This is a genomic window from Variovorax sp. RKNM96, assembly GCF_017161115.1.
In the GTDB taxonomy this organism is placed as follows: domain Bacteria; phylum Pseudomonadota; class Gammaproteobacteria; order Burkholderiales; family Burkholderiaceae_C; genus Variovorax.
Genome location: NZ_CP046508.1, coordinates 623,705 through 639,694 on the forward strand (window position 1 = coordinate 623,705; position 15,990 = coordinate 639,694).

Annotated in this window: 13 protein-coding genes and 2 pseudogenes; 7 read left to right on the forward strand and 8 right to left on the reverse strand. The window is 68.0% G+C overall.

Going from position 1 to position 15,990, the window contains the following annotated elements:
* Positions 1 to 2 precede the first annotated feature (2 nt).
* Positions 3 to 1,010, reverse strand: a complete 1,008-nt coding sequence (locus GNX71_RS02890) for a tripartite tricarboxylate transporter substrate binding protein (RefSeq protein ID WP_206176935.1) — start codon at positions 1,008 to 1,010, stop codon at positions 3 to 5.
* A 101-nt stretch (positions 1,011 to 1,111) separates the two neighbouring features.
* Here GNX71_RS02890 and GNX71_RS02895 point away from each other — a divergent pair, with 101 nt between their 5' ends.
* Together GNX71_RS02895 and GNX71_RS02900 are read left to right on the forward strand one after the other, a co-directional pair.
* Positions 1,112 to 2,020 (forward strand): LysR family transcriptional regulator, encoded by a 909-nt coding sequence (locus tag GNX71_RS02895; protein WP_206176936.1) that lies wholly within the window; start codon positions 1,112 to 1,114, stop codon positions 2,018 to 2,020.
* A gap of 69 nt (positions 2,021 to 2,089) precedes the next feature.
* The gene (locus GNX71_RS02900) at positions 2,090 to 2,797 is read left to right on the forward strand and encodes a DUF3053 domain-containing protein (protein WP_206176937.1); all 708 of its coding nucleotides are present in this window, start codon (positions 2,090 to 2,092) and stop codon (positions 2,795 to 2,797) included.
* On the opposite strand, the gene thiL is transcribed toward GNX71_RS02900, so the two are convergent.
* Positions 2,798 to 3,757: a thiamine-phosphate kinase gene (gene thiL, locus GNX71_RS02905; RefSeq protein ID WP_206176938.1), complete on the reverse strand. Its 960-nt coding sequence runs from the start codon at positions 3,755 to 3,757 to the stop codon at positions 2,798 to 2,800. It abuts the gene before it with no gap.
* A gap of 101 nt (positions 3,758 to 3,858) precedes the next feature.
* Here thiL and GNX71_RS02910 point away from each other — a divergent pair, with 101 nt between their 5' ends.
* Complete coding sequence (locus tag GNX71_RS02910) at positions 3,859 to 4,359, forward strand: hypothetical protein (protein WP_206176939.1); 501 nt, start codon at positions 3,859 to 3,861, stop codon at positions 4,357 to 4,359.
* Here GNX71_RS02910 and GNX71_RS02915 read toward each other — a convergent pair.
* From GNX71_RS02915 to apaG, 4 genes and pseudogenes are all read right to left on the reverse strand, one after another.
* Positions 4,343 to 5,552, reverse strand: a pseudogene (locus tag GNX71_RS02915) (YbdK family carboxylate-amine ligase). The gene GNX71_RS02910 and the pseudogene GNX71_RS02915 sit on opposite strands and share 17 nt — an antisense overlap.
* A gap of 39 nt (positions 5,553 to 5,591) precedes the next feature.
* Positions 5,592 to 6,817 (reverse strand): annotated as a pseudogene (locus GNX71_RS02920) (cation:proton antiporter); the annotation flags it as partial.
* Positions 6,814 to 8,796 carry a site-specific recombinase gene (locus GNX71_RS02925; protein WP_206176940.1) on the reverse strand — a complete coding sequence of 661 codons (1,983 nt, stop codon included), beginning with the start codon at positions 8,794 to 8,796 and terminating at the stop codon, positions 6,814 to 6,816. The gene GNX71_RS02925 and the pseudogene GNX71_RS02920, both read right to left, overlap by 4 nt.
* A gap of 27 nt (positions 8,797 to 8,823) precedes the next feature.
* Entirely contained in the window at positions 8,824 to 9,219 is a 396-nt protein-coding gene (apaG, locus tag GNX71_RS02930; protein ID WP_206176941.1) for a Co2+/Mg2+ efflux protein ApaG, read from the reverse strand.
* A 60-nt stretch (positions 9,220 to 9,279) separates the two neighbouring features.
* On the opposite strand from apaG, the gene rpe reads away from it, so the two are divergent.
* A complete protein-coding gene (gene rpe, locus GNX71_RS02935; protein WP_206176942.1) occupies positions 9,280 to 9,972 on the forward strand; it encodes a ribulose-phosphate 3-epimerase in 693 nt (230 codons plus the stop codon).
* On the opposite strand, the gene GNX71_RS02940 is transcribed toward rpe, so the two are convergent.
* The gene (locus tag GNX71_RS02940) at positions 9,962 to 10,234 is read right to left on the reverse strand and encodes a hypothetical protein (RefSeq protein WP_206176943.1); all 273 of its coding nucleotides are present in this window, start codon (positions 10,232 to 10,234) and stop codon (positions 9,962 to 9,964) included. The two genes, rpe and GNX71_RS02940, sit on opposite strands and share 11 nt — an antisense overlap.
* Positions 10,235 to 10,389: 155 nt before the next feature.
* Here GNX71_RS02940 and GNX71_RS02945 point away from each other — a divergent pair, with 155 nt between their 5' ends.
* From GNX71_RS02945 to ligD, 3 genes are all read left to right on the forward strand, one after another.
* Positions 10,390 to 11,388 carry a succinylglutamate desuccinylase/aspartoacylase family protein gene (locus tag GNX71_RS02945; RefSeq protein WP_206176944.1) on the forward strand — a complete coding sequence of 333 codons (999 nt, stop codon included), beginning with the start codon at positions 10,390 to 10,392 and terminating at the stop codon, positions 11,386 to 11,388.
* A gap of 65 nt (positions 11,389 to 11,453) precedes the next feature.
* Positions 11,454 to 12,437 carry a Ku protein gene (locus tag GNX71_RS02950; RefSeq protein WP_206176945.1) on the forward strand — a complete coding sequence of 328 codons (984 nt, stop codon included), beginning with the start codon at positions 11,454 to 11,456 and terminating at the stop codon, positions 12,435 to 12,437.
* 12 nt (positions 12,438 to 12,449) lie between these two features.
* On the forward strand, positions 12,450 to 14,987 hold the full coding sequence (gene ligD, locus GNX71_RS02955) for a DNA ligase D (protein ID WP_206176946.1): 2,538 nt from the start codon (positions 12,450 to 12,452) through the stop codon (positions 14,985 to 14,987).
* 137 nt (positions 14,988 to 15,124) lie between these two features.
* On the opposite strand, the gene GNX71_RS02960 is transcribed toward ligD, so the two are convergent.
* Positions 15,125 to 15,943: a transglutaminase family protein gene (locus GNX71_RS02960; RefSeq protein WP_206176947.1), complete on the reverse strand. Its 819-nt coding sequence runs from the start codon at positions 15,941 to 15,943 to the stop codon at positions 15,125 to 15,127.
* Between the last annotated feature and the right edge of the window lie 47 nt (positions 15,944 to 15,990).

Here is a 15,990-nt window from a genome sequence, read left to right on the forward strand (position 1 = left end):
TGTCAGTCGAGCTTGATGTTGGCGACCTGGATCACCTTGGCCCACTTCTTCGTTTCGCTGCGGATGTAGGCCTCGAAGGCCTCGGTCGATGTCGGCGCGGGCTCCGCGCCGAGGTTGCGCATCGAGGCCTTGATCTGCTCGTCGCCGAGCGCGGCGTTGATCTCTGCATTGAGGCGCGCGACGATGGGCGCGGGCGTGCCGGCCGGCGCCACCACGCCGAACCAGCCGGTCGAGTCGTAGCCCGGCAGGCCGGCCTCGGCCACGGTGGGCACGTCGGGCAGCATCGGCACGCGCTGCGCGCTCGTCACTCCGAAGGCGATCAGCTTGCCGGCCCGGATCTGCTGCAGCGAGGCGGGCAGGTCGACCAGCGCGAGCTGCACCTGGCCCGCCATCGCATCGAGCGCGGCCGGGCCCGAACCGCGGTAGGGCACCTCGATCAGCTTCACGTCCGCCATCTGCGCGAAGAGCGCGGTCGACAGGTGCATCGCGGTGCCGTTGCCGCCGTGGCCCATCGAGATCGTGCCCGGCTTCGCCTTGGCCAGCGCGATCAGTTCGCGCAGCGTGCGCGCGCCCATCGAGGGATGCCCGACGATCACGAACGGCGTGGCTGCGACCATGCCGACCGGCTTGAAGTCCTTCACCGGGTCGAAGGGCATCTGCGGATAAAGGTTCACATTCGCGGTGAGCGCCCCGGCCGCGCCCAGCCCGAGCGTGTAGCCGTCGGCCGGCGCCTTCGCCACCAGCGTGAGGCCCACGTTGCCGCCGGCGCCGGGCCGGTTGTCCACCACCACCTGCTGGCCCAGCTTCTCGTTGAGCCGGGGCACCAGCATGCGCACCACCGCATCGGCGCTCCCGCCGGGCGGAAAGGTCACCACCATGCGGATCGGATGGGCGGGGAAATCGGGTGCGGGCGCCTGCGCCAGGGCCGTGGCGCTGCAGAGGGTACAGGCCGTGGCCAGCAACAATCGCCTGCGAAGCCGTTGCGCCTTGCTGGCGATCGGTGCTGTCATTGGGACTCCTTGATTGTGTTTTTACTTGGTTTGGAGCGATTGAACGCTGCGGAAATTCATTCGTAAATCGAGAAATTTCGTATCAAATATCAGTTCGCCTTATGAATGAAAACTTCAGTCCTACGTTCAGCCCGACGATTCGCCAGCTGCGCGCATTCCTCGCGGTGCACCAGTTGCGCAAGCTCAGTGCGGCCGCGCAAAGGCTCTTCGTCACCCAGTCGGCGGTGAGCATGCTGATCCGCCAGCTCGAGGAGGGGCTGGGCACGCGCCTGTTCGACCGCACCACGCGTTCGCTCAAGCCGACCGCGGCGGCCGACGAAATGCTCGCCACCGCGGAACGTATCCTGCGCGACGTCGATTCGCTCTCGACCGGTTTTCGCGAACTGGCCACGCTCGAGCGGGGGCGTGTCTCGCTGGCCATCACGCCCACGCTCGCGACGTTCCTCTTGCCCGCGGCGATCCGCAGCTTCAGCGAAGAGCATCCGAAAGTTCGCGTGCTGGTCAACGACTGCGCGCCCGACCAGTTCATCTCGCGCATCCTCGGCGAGCATGTGGACTTCGGCATCGGCACGCCCGAGCGGCCCGGCGCCGAGGTCGAGGTGCAGCGGCTCATGCGCGACCACCTCGCGCTGGTATGCCGGAACGACCACCCGCTGGCCAAGGCGCGCGTGGTGCGGTGGATCGACCTGGGCGGTCATCCCGTCATCACCGTGCGCCCCGGCTACGGCGTGCGCCCGCTGATCGACGGCACCGCGGCGGACGCCGGCGTGGCGCTGGACGTCGTGAACGAGGTGTCCTTTCTCTCCACGGCACTCTGGATGACGGCCAGCGGCATGGGCGCATCGATCATGCCCTCGGCCTTCGCGCGCGATGCGAACGATCCGTCCCTGGTGATCAAGGTGCTCAGTGCGCCGCGTGTCTCGCGCGACATCTCGGTGGTCACCAAGCGCGGCCACTCGCTGTCGGTCGCGGCGCGTGCGCTGATCGACGCCATCAAGCGCAACATCTGAGGCGCCTGAACGTCATAGGCCGGACGTATGCTTGACGGGTCATCCCTCCAGAGAAAACACTGCGACACCATGAAGACCTTCGTCCGCTTCGCCACGCTGGGCTTGTGCCTCGCCTTCAGCTTCATGCTCGCGGCCTGCGGCAACAAGGAGGCCGAGCAACGCACCGCCTTCATCGAGTTCCTGCAGACCCGCCTGCTCGACAAGCCCGGCCTGCGCGTGCCCACGCCGACCGATGAGCAGAAGACATCGTTCGGCGACTACGCGAAGCACTACGCGGTGATCACCGATTTCAACGAAGGCATGAACAAGTCGGTGAGCCAGCCGATGGGCGAGGTCATGGCCAAGGGCGCGCTGCGCTCCATCGGCGACCTGGCAACGCGCCGCGACGACCTCAAGGCCGCGAAGGAGGGCCTCGCGGGCCTGCGCACCGCGCTCGATCAGCAACTGGCCAAGGCCGATGCCGCGCACGCGCAGCTCAAGCAGCCCGATGACCTGAAGCAGGTCTACGACAAGGCCTACGAGAAGACCGTCTCGACGCCGGCCGCCACCTTCAAGGAAGTGTTCCCCGCGCTCGACGCCACCTTCGACGGCGCGCTGGCCGTGGGCGATTTCCTGCAGAAGAACAAGTCGAAGATCCAGATCTCCGGCGCGTCGGTGACGGTGACCGATCCGGCCTTGCAGGCGGAGCTCAACAAGATGCTGCAGAGCCTCAATGGCCAGTCGGCTGCCATCAACGCCGCGCAACGCAAGATGCAGGCGGTGGTGCGCGGAAGCTGATCAGACGAAGTGGTCGAACGAGCCGAAGCGCTGCGACACCGGCGCGCCGCTCGCGTCCACGATGCGCAGGCCCGCTTCGGCATCGATGCGGCCGATGCGCGTCACGCGCGTGGCGCTGTCCTTGCCGGCTTGCTCGACCGCTGCGCGCGCCGAGGGCGGTGCGGTGAACACCAGTTCGTAGTCGTCGCCGCCTGACAGCGCGCAGGTGCGCAGCATCTCGACACTCAGCCCGGGTGTGCCTGCCGCAGCCACCGTGCTCACGGCCGCATCGGCATCGAGCGTGGCGCCCACGTTGCTCGATCCGAGGATGTGGCCCAGGTCGCCGACCAGCCCATCGCTCACATCCACCGCCGACGAGGCGATGCCGCGCAGGGCCTGCCCCAGCGCCACACGTGGCGTGGGTTGTTCCATCCGCATGCGGGCCTCTGCAAACACATCGGCAGGCAGCGCGATCGTGCCGCGGAACACTTCGAGCGCCAGCCGCGCATCGCCAAGCGTGCCGCTGACCCAGATGTCGTCACCGGCCTGCGCGCCCGAGCGCAGCAGCGCTGCACCGGCAGGCACCTCGCCGAATACGGTGATGCAGATGTTGAGCGGGCCGCGCGTGGTGTCGCCACCCACGAGCTCGCAGCCGTGTTCGTCGGCGAGTGCGAAGAGGCCGCGCGAGAAACCTTCGAGCCAGTGCTCGTCGACGCCGGGCAATGCGAGCGCGAGCGTGAAGGCCAATGGCTTCGCGCCGCAGGCCGCGAGGTCGCTGAGGTTCACCGCCAGCGCCTTGTGGCCGAGGCGTGCCGGCTCGACGGTCGAGAGAAAGTGCCGGCCCTCGACCAGCATGTCGGAAGAAACGGCGAGCTGCATGCCCGGTGCGGGCGCGAGGAGCGCGCAGTCGTCGCCCACGCCGAGCGGAGAGCGCTTGGCGGGGCGTTTGAAATAGCGTGTGATCAGGTCGAATTCACCCATGGGGGAGCATAAGGGGTGTTCATTGGGAGTTCACCAAGGCTTCACGGCCAGGGCTCGATCGCTAGGCAAAGTCACCAGTCCGCAACCTGGCGATCTCCTCCATGAAAAAACCAACGGCGATGAAGAGGATGGCGTGCCTGCTCTTCGCGTGGCTCGCTTTGCTGCTTGCCCTTGGATTTGCAGATGCGTCATGGTTCGAGGCCACACACCTTGCGGCTGTAATCGATTCTGCCGAGCGTGATCACATTCATGCCGCCTCGCGGTTCATCGATGCATTTGCCGCTGAGCATGGGCGTCTTCCAGATGGAGAGGCGTTCGGCGCGTGGGCCCAGAACATGGACCAACGCGGCTACGAATATGGCGGGAGCGGCTTCTATCTCGATGCAGCGTGCGCGCAAACCGGGACGGACCATTGCATCGGCTTCTGGAACGGGGAGCTGTGGGTGACCTTCCGATCCGGTCAGCCCGACAAAACGGTCGCGAGCATCGACGGCCAGCGTTTGGACGCCTGCATCCATGCAGCGGTGGCGCTCGTCCTGTCGATGGTGGCGGCCTGCTTGTTCGTGCGGGCTCGCAGAACCAGAGTCACGCAGCGCCTCTGAACCTGAGCGCCGCCTGCCGCACCACCTCCGCCAGCAACCGCTCCTTCCCCTGCTTCTCCCGCAACCATCGCGCATCGTTGCGGTTGGCTTCCACGCTGGTGCGCAGTTCGCCCAGAGCCTGCGTGGCGTTGAGCGCCTCGCTGTGCCATTCGAGCTGCGTCATCGTCATCAGGATGTGCTCGCGCAGCGGCATGTGCTGGCCGCTGGCGGGGTCGACATACACCGCGTCGAGCCCGAAGCGGCAGGCCTGGAAGCGGTTGTAGGTGTAGACGAGGTAGTCGTCTTCGCAGGGCTCGAAGGGCTGCTCCTGCAGGAACCATGCGGCGAGCGACTGCACATAGCCCGCGAGCGCGGCGGCGCGTTCCACCGTGAGGGGCGTGTCGAACACGCGGATCTCGATGGTGCCGAACTCGGGCTTGGGGCGGATGTCCCAGTAGAAGTCCTTCATGCTGCGCACGACGCCGGTGCGGGTCATGCGTTCGAAGTAGGCCTCGAACTCCTTCCAGCTCGTCGTGAACGGCGCACGGCCCGAGAGCGGAAACGCGAACACCGAGTTCAGGCGCGCCGAGTCGAACTGCGGTGTCCTGCCCCTGCACGAACGGCGAGGAAGCGACAGCGCAATGAAGTGCGGGATGTAGCGCGACATGCGGTGCAGCATCAGGAGCGCCGAATCGGCGTCGGGGCAGCCGATGTGCACATGCTGGCCGAAGATGGTGAACTGCTTGCTCAGGTAGCCGTACAGCTCCGAGAGTTCGCGAAAAGCGGGGCTTGTCGTAGATGCGCCGCTCGTGCCACTGCTGGAACGCATGCGTGCCGCCACCGACCACCGCGATGTTGAGCTTGTCGGCGTTCTTGATCAGCGCCTCGCGAATGGGCGAGAGCTGCTTGATCACGTCCGCCGCCGAGTGGCAGATGTCGGTGGAGATCTCGATCATGCTCGAGGTCATCTCGGGCACCACGCTGCCGGGCAGCGGCGTCTGCGCCATCAGGCGAAGCATGTCCTCGGCGTAGGGCGCGAGGTCGTAGTCGTGCGTGTTGACGAGCTGCAGCTCGAGCTCCACGCCGAGCGACAGCGCCTCCGACTTGTTGAAGGGCTCCAGCTTGACCGCGCGGCTTTCGGGTCGCTTGGGCAGCGGCGCCGAGCGCACGTCGTCGCTGTCCGGGTCGATGGTGGTGGGCAGGGCGGTGCTCATCGCTGCGTGTCCTCGGTGGTGCTGAAGGCCTGGGTGCCCAGGGCACGAACTCTCGCCGACCGCATGGATGGCCACGGTGGCGAGCACGGCGCCACCAACTCCATCAGCAGGATCGACGGCAGGCGACCTGCGTGATCATGGTGCCGAGCAGCGGCGACGCGGTGGCGAAATTCGATGCGATCAGAAGGGCGATCGACGACAGCGGCGACATCGCGCAGCCGACCCAGAAGGCCTGCTTCCAGCTCGCGCCGCTGCCGGGGTTGGCAATGGCCACGCCGGCGATCTTGGCGACCATGCGCACGCCGATCACGGCCAGCACCACGCTGGCCACGGGCAGCGTCCAGTCGGCCTGCGCCGCCACGATGGAGACCAGCACGAACATCAGCATGGTGAGCAGCGACGCCGCGGTGCCGAGCTGCCGTTGCCCGCCCAGGGCTTGGGGTTCAGCGTCTTGAGCAGCACGCCGCCGATCAGCGCCGCAAGAGGCGCCGAGCCGCCGACGTGCGCGGTGAGCGCCGCACCGGCCGCGATGAGCGCGAGCAGCAGGATCGAGGTGTTCTCGCTCGTCGGGCTCAATCACGCGCAGCGCGGTGCGCAGGGCCAGCGCCATGATCGCGCCGACCACGAACGAGAGGCCGAGCACCAACCGCACCGGATAGAGCTTCTGCAGCAAGGTCTGCGGCGCGCGCTCGATGAGACCGGCCTGCGCGTAGCCGAGCGCGAGCGCATAGAAAGTGGTTGAGCGTGGCCAGCGTCATCGCGCGCTCGGTCACGGGGCCCGCGGCGCGGGGTGTCGATGATCACGCGGCTCAGCACGGCCGGCGAGGCGACGATGGCCATCAGCGCGATCGGGTTGGCCACGGGCTCGGGCAGGCCCAGCAGCGTGAGCACCCAGTACACGCCGAAGTAGGTCAGCGTGGCTTCGAGCAGGCTCTGCACCAGCACCATCGGGTTGTGGCGGAACCAGCGCAGCGGCAGCCGGCCGCCGGCCTCGAACAGCACCACGGCCACGCCCAGTTCAAGAAGGAAGAGGCTGATGCCGCGCAGCGGCCAGATCGCGCCCTCGAAGCCGGCAAAGCCGACGACGGTGCCGACCAGCGAGTAGCCGACGACCTTGGGCAGGCCCAGATAGCGTTGCACCAGGTGGCCGGAGGCTGCGGCCGCTGCCAGCAGCAGCGACCACAGCACGGTGGGCAGGCCGGCCGAGGGGCGCACCCACTCGGACCAAAGCCCAGCAGATCGTTGATGAAGCTCGTCAAATTCATGCAGGTAGAAAGAAGCTCACAGGCCGGCTGCGCCAGCGCGCCCAGATCGCGCTGCGGATGCGCGCGCGGTCACCCAGGCTCACGCTGTGCGCGCGCAGCGCGAGGCGGAATGCGAAATAGAAACTCACGCTCACATTGAGCGCGCCGATCACCGGGATCGCCGCCACCGCCCACCAGAGGGCGGGCTGCTGCAGCACCGACAGGCCCGTGGACGCCGCGGCCGCGGCGATCTGCCCGGCCGAGAGTGTCACGTGGCGCACATCCAGCCCGAGCCCGAAGAAACCCGCGAACGCAGGAAGCAGTCCGAGCATGAGTCCCAGCGAGATGTTGGAGGCGAAGCCTGAGATGTGTGTGCGCATGAAGGTGGCCCAGCGGCGAGCCCGGGCGGCACCCAGAAAGGCGCCGATGCGTGGGTTGTAACGCATGGCGGAGTCCAGGCGATGCAGGACAAAGGCGTTTTCTGTCCATCCGGCGACGATGCTGGCCGAAAACAGCAGGATGCCGGTGATTGCCGCGAAAAGTGCGGTCGGTCCGGCGAGCGAGAGCGAATTCAGTGTGGCTGCGGCATGCGCCGCGTCGAGCAGCGGCCGACCGAGCGCGTACTGCACCAGGAGCGCAAGGGCGACCATCGTCGGCACCACCACCAGCACGTTGCCCAGCACCGCGGCCACCTGCGAGCGCACGAGGTTGGCCACCTCGTCGACGAAATCGTCCACCGCGCCGTCTGCCTTGATGTCGCGCAGCCGCGCCGCGAGCGCCGGCGCCGTCATCGCGGGCTGCTTGGTGGCGAGCGTCAGGTGCAGCAGCTGGATCGCGACGAAGCTCGCCGCATACATGAGACCCGAGGCGAGGCCCGCCCAGAAGGCCGACAGCGCCAGCGCATAGATGCCGAACTTGAGCAGCACCGTCACCGCGGTGAGCGCGCCGCCGCCCGCGGCCTTCTTCACCATCTGCAGGTAGCTTGCGCGGTCACGGGTGATGTAGTGCTCGCCGGTCTCGGCGCTGCGCTCGGTGACCTTGGCCGCGAGCATCGACGAGTTCGTGGCGATGAGCGCGCGGATGCTGTTGCGCTCGCCGCCCGCGAGCACCAGCTTGCCGATGAGCCGCGCCACGCTGGGCGCGGGCACGGGCGACATCAGGCAGTCGAGCAGCTCGCGGATGCGCAGCACGCGTTCGCGCAACTGGCGCAGCCGGAACACCAGGCCGACCGAGATGCCGTTGTCCTCCAGGTGCGTGTAGACCGACGCGGCGCTGGCGCGGCAGGCATCGAGCCGGTCGCGGAAGGCCACGAAGGCGGCCTGCAGTGCCTCTTCGCTTTCTGCGCCCGCGGGCTGCTCGAACATCTGCTCGCGCAGTTCGTCGAGGTCTGCCATCAGCGCGTGGAAGGGGCGCGCCTCGTGGTGTTCGGGGTTCATGCGCAGGCGCAGCTCGGGCGAGAAACCGGCCGCCACCACCTGGCTGCTGCAGTAGGTGACCGCATCCATCAGGGTATGGCGCCAGCGCGGCGCGCCGCCGGCATCCACCGTCGCGTCGGCCAGCAGCGCGCCGATGCGGGCGAGCTGGGTTTCGTCGAGCAACGCGATCCAGCCGGCATCGAACACGCCGGGCAGCACCATGCGGAACAGGTCCGACGCATCGGTGGTCTCGGGCGTGCCGGGCAGGATCTTGCGGCGCAGCCGTTCGCTCAGTTCGCTCACGAACGCGGTGCGCGGCGCGAAGCCGTAGTCGGCCAGGAGCGTGGTCAGGTCGACCGACTGCGTGAACACGCGCCACCAGGCGCGCAGGCGCTCGCGCAGCTCGGGGCGCGCCTCGACGGCGTCCAGCAGCAGAGAGACGCGGCCGATGGCCGCCTGGGGCGAGGCGCGGTCGCCGCGCAGCCAGTCGAAGCAATTGATGAGCCAGATGTGGCGCTGCGCCACATCGGCCGTGGGGTCGAGGCCGGCAAGCAGCCCCTGCAAGTCGCGCGATGCGGCAGCCATGGGGGAGCGGGGGGAAAGAGGGCGCGCCTAGTGCAGCACGCGAGAGACAGGGGCACCGCCGATATCGGCTTCGAGCACGAACATGGGAACGGGAACGTCGAATCGCTCGCCTTCCTCTGTCACCACGAAGAAGCTGCCGTGCATCGTGCCGCTCGCGGCCTGCAGCCGGCATCCGCTGGTGTAGCGGAACGATTCGCCGGGCGCCAGCAGCGGCTGCTGGCCGATCACGCCGAGGCCCATGACTTCCTGCGGATGCCCCGAAGCGTCGTTGATGAGCCAGTGGCGCGCGATCAGCTGCGCGCCCACCGTGCCCACATTGGTGATGGTGATCGTGTAGGAGAAGGTGTAGATGTTGTCCTTCGGGGAGGACTGGTCGGCCAGGTAGCGCGGCTCGACCTGGACGCTGAAGGGGCTGTGTGACATGGGGCGGATGGTAACGGAGGCCTTTCCTCGGATTTCCGCTCGCTGCGAGAATCCGGGGTTATGAGCACCCCGTTCCGCATCGCGCCCTCCATCCTGTCCGCCGACTTCGCGCACCTCGGCCAAGAACTGACCGACGTGATCGCCGCCGGCGCCGACTGGATCCACTTCGACGTGATGGACAACCATTACGTGCCGAACCTGACCTTCGGCCCGATGATCTGCCAGGCGCTCAAGCCCTACGCCAAGACGGCCGACGGCACGCCGGTGCCCATCGACGTGCATCTCATGATCCAGCCGGTCGACGCTTTGGCGGCCTCTTTCGCGCAAGCGGGCGCCGACTACATCAGCTTCCACCCCGACGCATCGCCCCATGTGCACCGCAGCATCCAAGCCATCAAGGCCGCGGGCTGCAAGGCGGGGCTGGTGTTCAACCCGGGGCTGGGTCTCGAGGCGCTGGACTGGGCCATCGACGACATCGACCTCATCCTCATCATGAGCGTGAACCCCGGCTTCGGCGGCCAGAGCTTCATCGACTCGGCCCTGCGCAAGATCGAACTCGCGCGCAAGCGCATCGAGCAGAGCGGGCGCGACATCCGCCTCGAAGTGGACGGCGGCATCAAGGCAGACAACATCGCGCGCGTGGCCTCGGCCGGCGCCGACACCTTCGTGGCCGGCAGCGCGATCTTCAATGCCAAGGACTACGGCGCGGTGATCGGCGAGATGCGCAAGCAGCTCGCCACCGTCAGCGCCTGACCTTGTCGTTGTAGACGCGGTCGGCCTCCGGCCCGCGGTCGGTGTCGACCACACCGCGCTCCACGTCTTCATGCGCCTGGCGGCCCACCTTGGTGGGCTGGCCGTCCGGGGTCTGCTGGCTGTCCGAGGACTGGTCCCGCTCGTGCGGCAGGCGCGGCGCCGATTCGCCGCCTTGCTCGACCTTGGTCTTGCCGCCGCCAGCGTCCTTCGTCGCGTCCTTGGGATCGGTGGGCGGGGTCTTGGTGGTCTTGGCTTGGGTCATGCGATGGCTCCTTCGTGGCTTTGCCGGCAAGCCTGCGCCAGTGGGGCCGCACGGGCGGTAGGACATGCAAGGCAGGCCCTGTAGGTGGCCGCTCGGCGCTATGAAACCCATAGCGGCTTTGCCTCCGACGAAGGGCCTCCGCAATAATGGCCCGCATGTCTTCCGATCCTTTTGCCGGCGTGGCGACCGACAGCCTGCGCATCCACACCTTCGCCTCGCTCCAACCCGGTCCCCGACTGCTCGTGATCGGCGGCGTGCACGGCGACGAGACCTGCGGCACCGCGGGCATCGAGCGCATCCTGGCCGAGTTCGATACCGGCACGCTGCAACTGCAGCGCGGCGAACTGACGCTGGTGCCCGTGGCCAACCCGCTCGCGCGGCGGCGCCTGCAGCGCGAAGGCGAGCGCAACCTCAACCGCCTGTTCCGTCCGACCGACGAACCCGCCGACTACGAAGCTCGCATCACCAACCGCCTCGCGCCCGTCATCGCGCGCCACGAGGTGTTGCTCGACCTGCACTCCTTCCAGAGCGAGGGCGAGGCCTTCGCGATGATCGGCCCGCGCGACAACACCGGCACGCTGGAGCCCTTTGCCCGCTCGCACGAAGAGGGCCAGCTTGCGCTGCACATCGGTACGCCGATCGTGGTGGAAGGCTGGCTCGACATCTACGCAGCCGGCCTCGCGCAGCGCGCGGGCGGTGCGCCGGCCGACGAGGCCGCGCTCGACTTCGGCCGCGGCACCAACGAATACATCCGCAGCTGCGGCGGCTACGGCGTGACGCTCGAATGCGGCCAGCACCAGAACCCCGAGGCGCCCGAGGTGGCGTGGCGCGCCATTCGCCGCACGCTCGCGCTGCTGGGCATGGCGCCGCTGCCGGCCGGCCTGCCGGCCGCGTCGGCGCAGCCCCAGCTGCTGCGCCTGGCCAGCGTGACCGACCGCCTGCATGAAGAAGACAGCTTCGTGCGCGACTGGGCCACCTTCGACGAGGTGCAGCGCGGCGAACCCATCGGCATGCGCCACGACGGCACGCTGGTGAGCGCGCCGGACGACGGCTTCATCGTGTTCCCCAACGCATTGGCGCTGCCGGGCGCGGAGTGGTTCTACTTCGCGCACCCGAGCGAACGCGTGCTCGGGCCGGTGGCCGTCACGGCCTGACGCCGCGTTCCTACACCGCGCGGCCAGGGGCGCGGCACACATTCCGAACCTGAAGGAGTGTGCCCATGCCCGTCTCGAAAAAAGCCCCCGCGCCGCGCGTCCTGTGGAAGGGCGCGATCAGCTTCGGCCTCGTCCACATCCCGGTAGCGCTCTATTCGGCCACCACCGACCACGGCATCGACTTCGACTGGCTCGACAAGCGCAGCATGGACCCGGTCGGCTACAAGCGCATCAACAAGAAGACCGGCAAGGAGATCGCGCGCGAGAACATCGTCAAGGGCGTGGAATACGAAGACGGCGAGTACGTGGTGCTCAGCGACAAGGAAATCGCGGCCGCCTACCCCAAGACCACGCAGACCATCGAGATCGAGACCTTCGTGCCAGCCAACGGCATTCCGTTCGTCTACCTGGAGCGGCCCTATTACGTGGCGCCGATCAACAAGGGCGCCAAGGTCTATGCGCTGTTGCGCGAGACGCTGCAGCGCAGCGAGCGCGTGGGCGTGGCGCGCGTCGTGATCCAGACCAAGCAGCACCTCGCGGTGCTGGTGCCCGTCGGTCCCGGGCTGGTGCTGAACCTGCTGCGCTGGGGCGCCGACATCCGGCCCTGGACCGACCTGCCGCTGCCCTCCGAAGACGCGAAGAAGGCAGGCCTCACCGACCGCGAACTCAAGATGGCCAAGCAATTGGTCGAGGACATGAGCGGCAAGTGGGACCCGATGGAATTCAAGGACGAGTTCAAGGACGAGATCCTGCGGCTGGTCGACCGCAAGGTGAAGGCCGGCCAGACCGAGACGGTGACGCAGCCCGAGCCTGAAGAGGGCCAGTCCACCGAGGGCAAGGGCGCCAAGATCATCGACCTCACCGAGCTGCTGCAGCGCAGCCTGCGCAACAAGGGCGGGAAGACGAAGGCGGCGGCCAACGACGAAGAGGACGAAGAAGACGAGCCCGCGCCTCGCGCCAAGCCCGCGGCAAAGAAGCGCAAGCCCGCCGCGAAGGCGGCCTCGAAGACCGCATCGAAGACGACCACCCGCCACCGCCGCGCGGCCTGAGGCGCCATCGCCATGGGGACCACCGCATCGAACGCGCACAAGGCGCTTTCCCGCTATCACGGCAAGCGCGATTTCTCGCGCACGCCGGAGCCCAAGGCGGGCGGCCGCGCGGGCAAGGGCGTGCTCTCCTTCGTCATCCAGAAGCACCACGCGAGCCACCTGCACTACGACTTCCGGCTCGAACTCGACGGCACGTTGAAGAGCTGGGCCGTGCCCAAGGGCCCGTGCCTCGATCCGACGGTCAAGCGCATGGCGGTGCACGTCGAGGACCATCCGATTTCGTATGCGGATTTCGAGGGCACCATTCCGCCCAAGCAGTACGGCGCGGGCACCGTCATCGTCTGGGACCGCGGCGACTGGCTGCCCGATGGCGACGCGCGCAAGGCGCTCGCGGCCGGCAAGCTCAAGTTCGAGCTCCGTGGCGAAAAACTGAAGGGCCACTGGACGCTGGTGCGCATGCACGGCAAGGGCGACGAGAAGCACGAGCCGTGGCTGCTCATCAAGGAGCGCGATGACCAGGCGCGCGATCTTGCCGACTACGACGTGCTCGAAGACCAGCCCGCCAGCGTGCTGACCGGCCGCGGCGTGGACGAGGTGGACAGTCCGCCGAAGAAAGTGGCGCCCGCCCGGAAGACCGCGGCAAAGAAGCCCGCGAAGAAGGCACGCAAGAAAAAGACCGCGCTGCCCGCCACCTTTCAACCGCAGCTCGCCACGCTCGCAGCCTCTCCTCCGTCATCCCCCGACGACTGGCTCTACGAGCTCAAGTTCGACGGCTACCGCCTGCTCGCCCGCATCGACAAGGGCAAGGTGCGCTGCTTCACCCGCAACGGCCACGACTGGACGGACAAGCTGCCCGCGCTCGCCAAGGCCCTGGCGAAGCTGCCGACCGATTCGGCGTGGCTCGACGGCGAGATCACCGTCGAAGGCGACAACGGCGCGCCCGACTTCCAGGCGCTGCAGAACGCCTTCGACCGCGGCGCCACCTCGTCCATCGTGTACTGGCTGTTCGATGCGCCCTTTCTCGACGGGCAAGACCTGCGCGACGAGCCGGTCGAGGAACGGCGTGCGCAACTCGCCCGCCTGCTGGGCAAACGACCGCCCGCGCCGCTGCGGCTGAGCGATGCTTTCGATGCGTCGCCGCGCGACCTGCTTGCGTCGTCCGCGCGCATCGGCTTCGAGGGCATCGTCGGCAAGCTCAAGGGCTCGCCTTACGTTTCGCGCCGCTCGGCCGACTGGATCAAGCTCAAGAACCAGCAGCGCCAGGAGTTCGTGATCGGCGGCTACACGGCGCCCAAGGGCGCGCGCTCGGGGTTCGGTGCGCTGCTGCTGGGTGTGCACGACGACAAGGGCCGGCTGCGCTATTGCGGCAACGTGGGCACCGGCTTCAATGCGGATCGCCTCGCCGACATCAAGGCGCGGCTGGACAAGCTGACCACCGACGACTGCCCCTTCGACCCTGTGCCGGATGGCGTGAACGCGAAGGCGCACTGGGTCAAGCCCACGCTGGTGGCCGAGGTCTCGTTCGGCGAATGGACACGCGAAGACCGTGTGCGCCATTCGGTGTTCCAGGGGCTGCGCGCCGACAAGCCCGCGCGCAGCATCGTGCGCGAACAGGCAACGCAACCCGGCACACCACCGCCCGCGAAGAAGCAAGGAGCAAAGAAACCCATGGCGCTGAAGATCTCCCATGCCGACCGCGTGATCGATGCGAAGAGCGGCATCACCAAGGGCGAGCTCGCCGCCTACTACGACGCGGTAGGCACGCTCATGCTGCCGCACCTGCGCGGGCGGCCCGTGTCGCTGGTGCGCGCGCCCGACGGCGTGGGCGGCGAGCTGTTTTTCCAGAAGCACATCCAGAACCGCGAGATACCCGGCGTGAACCTGCTGGACCCCGCGCTCGATCTGGGCCACGAGCCGCTGCTGCAGATCGACAGCAAGACCGGGCTCATCGGCGCCGCGCAGATGAACGTCATCGAGCTGCACACCTGGAACGCCACCTCGCGCGCCATCGACCGGCCCGACCGCATGACCTTCGACCTCGACCCCGGCGAAGGCGTGGGCTGGCCGCAGATCCAGGAGGCCACGCTGCTGGTGCGCACGCTGCTCGACGAGCTGGGCCTGCCTTCGTTCCTCAAGACCAGCGGCGGCAAGGGCCTGCACGTGGTGGTGCCGATCCGCCGGCAGTACGGCTGGGACGAGGTCAAGGGGTTCTCGCAGGCCGTGGTGGTGCACCTGGCGCAGACCATTCCGGACCGCTTCGTCGCCAAGAGCGGGCCGCGCAACCGCGTGGGTAAGGTGTTCGTCGATTACCTGCGCAACGGATTCGGCGCGACGACGGTCAGCGCGTGGTCGGCGCGCTCGCGTCCGGGGCTCGGCGTGTCGGTGCCGGTCGCATGGGACGAACTGCCCGCGCTCACCGGCGCCGCGCAATGGACCATCGCCAACGTGGCCGATCGCTTCGCCACCGGCAACAAGCCGTGGGCCGCGATGGAGCGCAGCCGAAAAGGCATCGCAGCGGCCATGAAGATGCTGGACTACAAGCCGGCGTAGCGCTCCGGTCTTGCTCCCTCCCCTCCCGGGGGAGGGTTGGGGTGGGGGCGCGACGGCCTCCACAACAGCACGGCGCCTCATCGAAGGCCTGCCCCCATCCCAACCTTCCCCCGGAAGGGGAAGGAGCAAATCCGTCGCTACTGCAGCACTTCCTCCGTCGTCACATCGAAGCGTTCCAGCGTGTTCGCGCCGAACACCATCGTGATCGGCACGTCCGCCGCGTCGCGTCCGCGCGCCATCACCACGCGGCCGATGCGCGGCGTGTTGTGGCGCGCATCGAAGGTGTGCCAGCGGTCGCCCAGGTACACCTCGAACCATGCGCTGAAGTCCATCGGGTAGCGCACCGGCGGAATGCCGATGTCGCCCAGGTAGCCGGTCACGTAGCGCGCCGGAATGTTCATGCAGCGGCACAGCGTGATCGCCAGGTGCGCGAAGTCGCGGCACACGCCCGTGCCTTCGCGAAAGCCCTCGAGCGCGGTGCGCGTGGCGCGGGCGTTCTGGTAGTCGAAGCGCAGGTGCCGATGCACGAAGTCGCAGATTGCCTGCACGCGGCCCCAGCCCGGCGCCACGTTCAGGAAGTTGGCCCAGGCGAACTGCAACAGTTCGCTGTCGACCTCGCAGTAGCGGCTGGGCAGCACGAAAGGCAGCGTGTCCACCGGCAGGTCGGCCGCTGCGTGCTCGATGGCGCCCAGGTCGATGGGGTCGGGCGCGCCGGTGTCGAACACGGTCGCCTGGTTGCGCAGCCGCACGCTGCTGACGCCCAGGGGCACGTGCACGCGCGCGCACTGGTTGCCGAAGCTGTCGGTGTAATGGTCGGTGGTGAGCGGCGGGCTGATGGTGATGTTCTCGCTGCCCTGGATGTCGGCGGCACGCGAGGGATGCACCTGCAGCATGTAGATCAGCGCGGTGGGGGCGGTGACGCCCAACTGGATGTCGTAACCGATCCTGATCTGCATTGGATTTCTTCCCTGGATGAACCAACCGGTGAGGCGACCGGTGCGCG

Coding starts and splice junctions, on each gene's coding strand:
- rpe (WP_206176942.1), top strand. CDS start 9,280: ATGAGCACCCCGTTCCGCATCGCGCCCTCCATCCTGTCCGCCGACTTC.
- GNX71_RS02960 (WP_206176947.1), bottom strand. CDS start 15,943: ATGCAGATCAGGATCGGTTACGACATCCAGTTGGGCGTCACCGCCCCC.
- GNX71_RS02910 (WP_206176939.1), top strand. CDS start 3,859: ATGAAAAAACCAACGGCGATGAAGAGGATGGCGTGCCTGCTCTTCGCG.
- GNX71_RS02890 (WP_206176935.1), bottom strand. CDS start 1,010: ATGACAGCACCGATCGCCAGCAAGGCGCAACGGCTTCGCAGGCGATTG.
- apaG (WP_206176941.1), bottom strand. CDS start 9,219: ATGTCACACAGCCCCTTCAGCGTCCAGGTCGAGCCGCGCTACCTGGCC.
- GNX71_RS02925 (WP_206176940.1), bottom strand. CDS start 8,796: ATGGCTGCCGCATCGCGCGACTTGCAGGGGCTGCTTGCCGGCCTCGAC.
- GNX71_RS02950 (WP_206176945.1), top strand. CDS start 11,454: ATGCCCGTCTCGAAAAAAGCCCCCGCGCCGCGCGTCCTGTGGAAGGGC.
- GNX71_RS02945 (WP_206176944.1), top strand. CDS start 10,390: ATGTCTTCCGATCCTTTTGCCGGCGTGGCGACCGACAGCCTGCGCATC.
- thiL (WP_206176938.1), bottom strand. CDS start 3,757: ATGGGTGAATTCGACCTGATCACACGCTATTTCAAACGCCCCGCCAAG.
- ligD (WP_206176946.1), top strand. CDS start 12,450: ATGGGGACCACCGCATCGAACGCGCACAAGGCGCTTTCCCGCTATCAC.
- GNX71_RS02940 (WP_206176943.1), bottom strand. CDS start 10,234: ATGACCCAAGCCAAGACCACCAAGACCCCGCCCACCGATCCCAAGGAC.
- GNX71_RS02900 (WP_206176937.1), top strand. CDS start 2,090: ATGAAGACCTTCGTCCGCTTCGCCACGCTGGGCTTGTGCCTCGCCTTC.
- GNX71_RS02895 (WP_206176936.1), top strand. CDS start 1,112: ATGAATGAAAACTTCAGTCCTACGTTCAGCCCGACGATTCGCCAGCTG.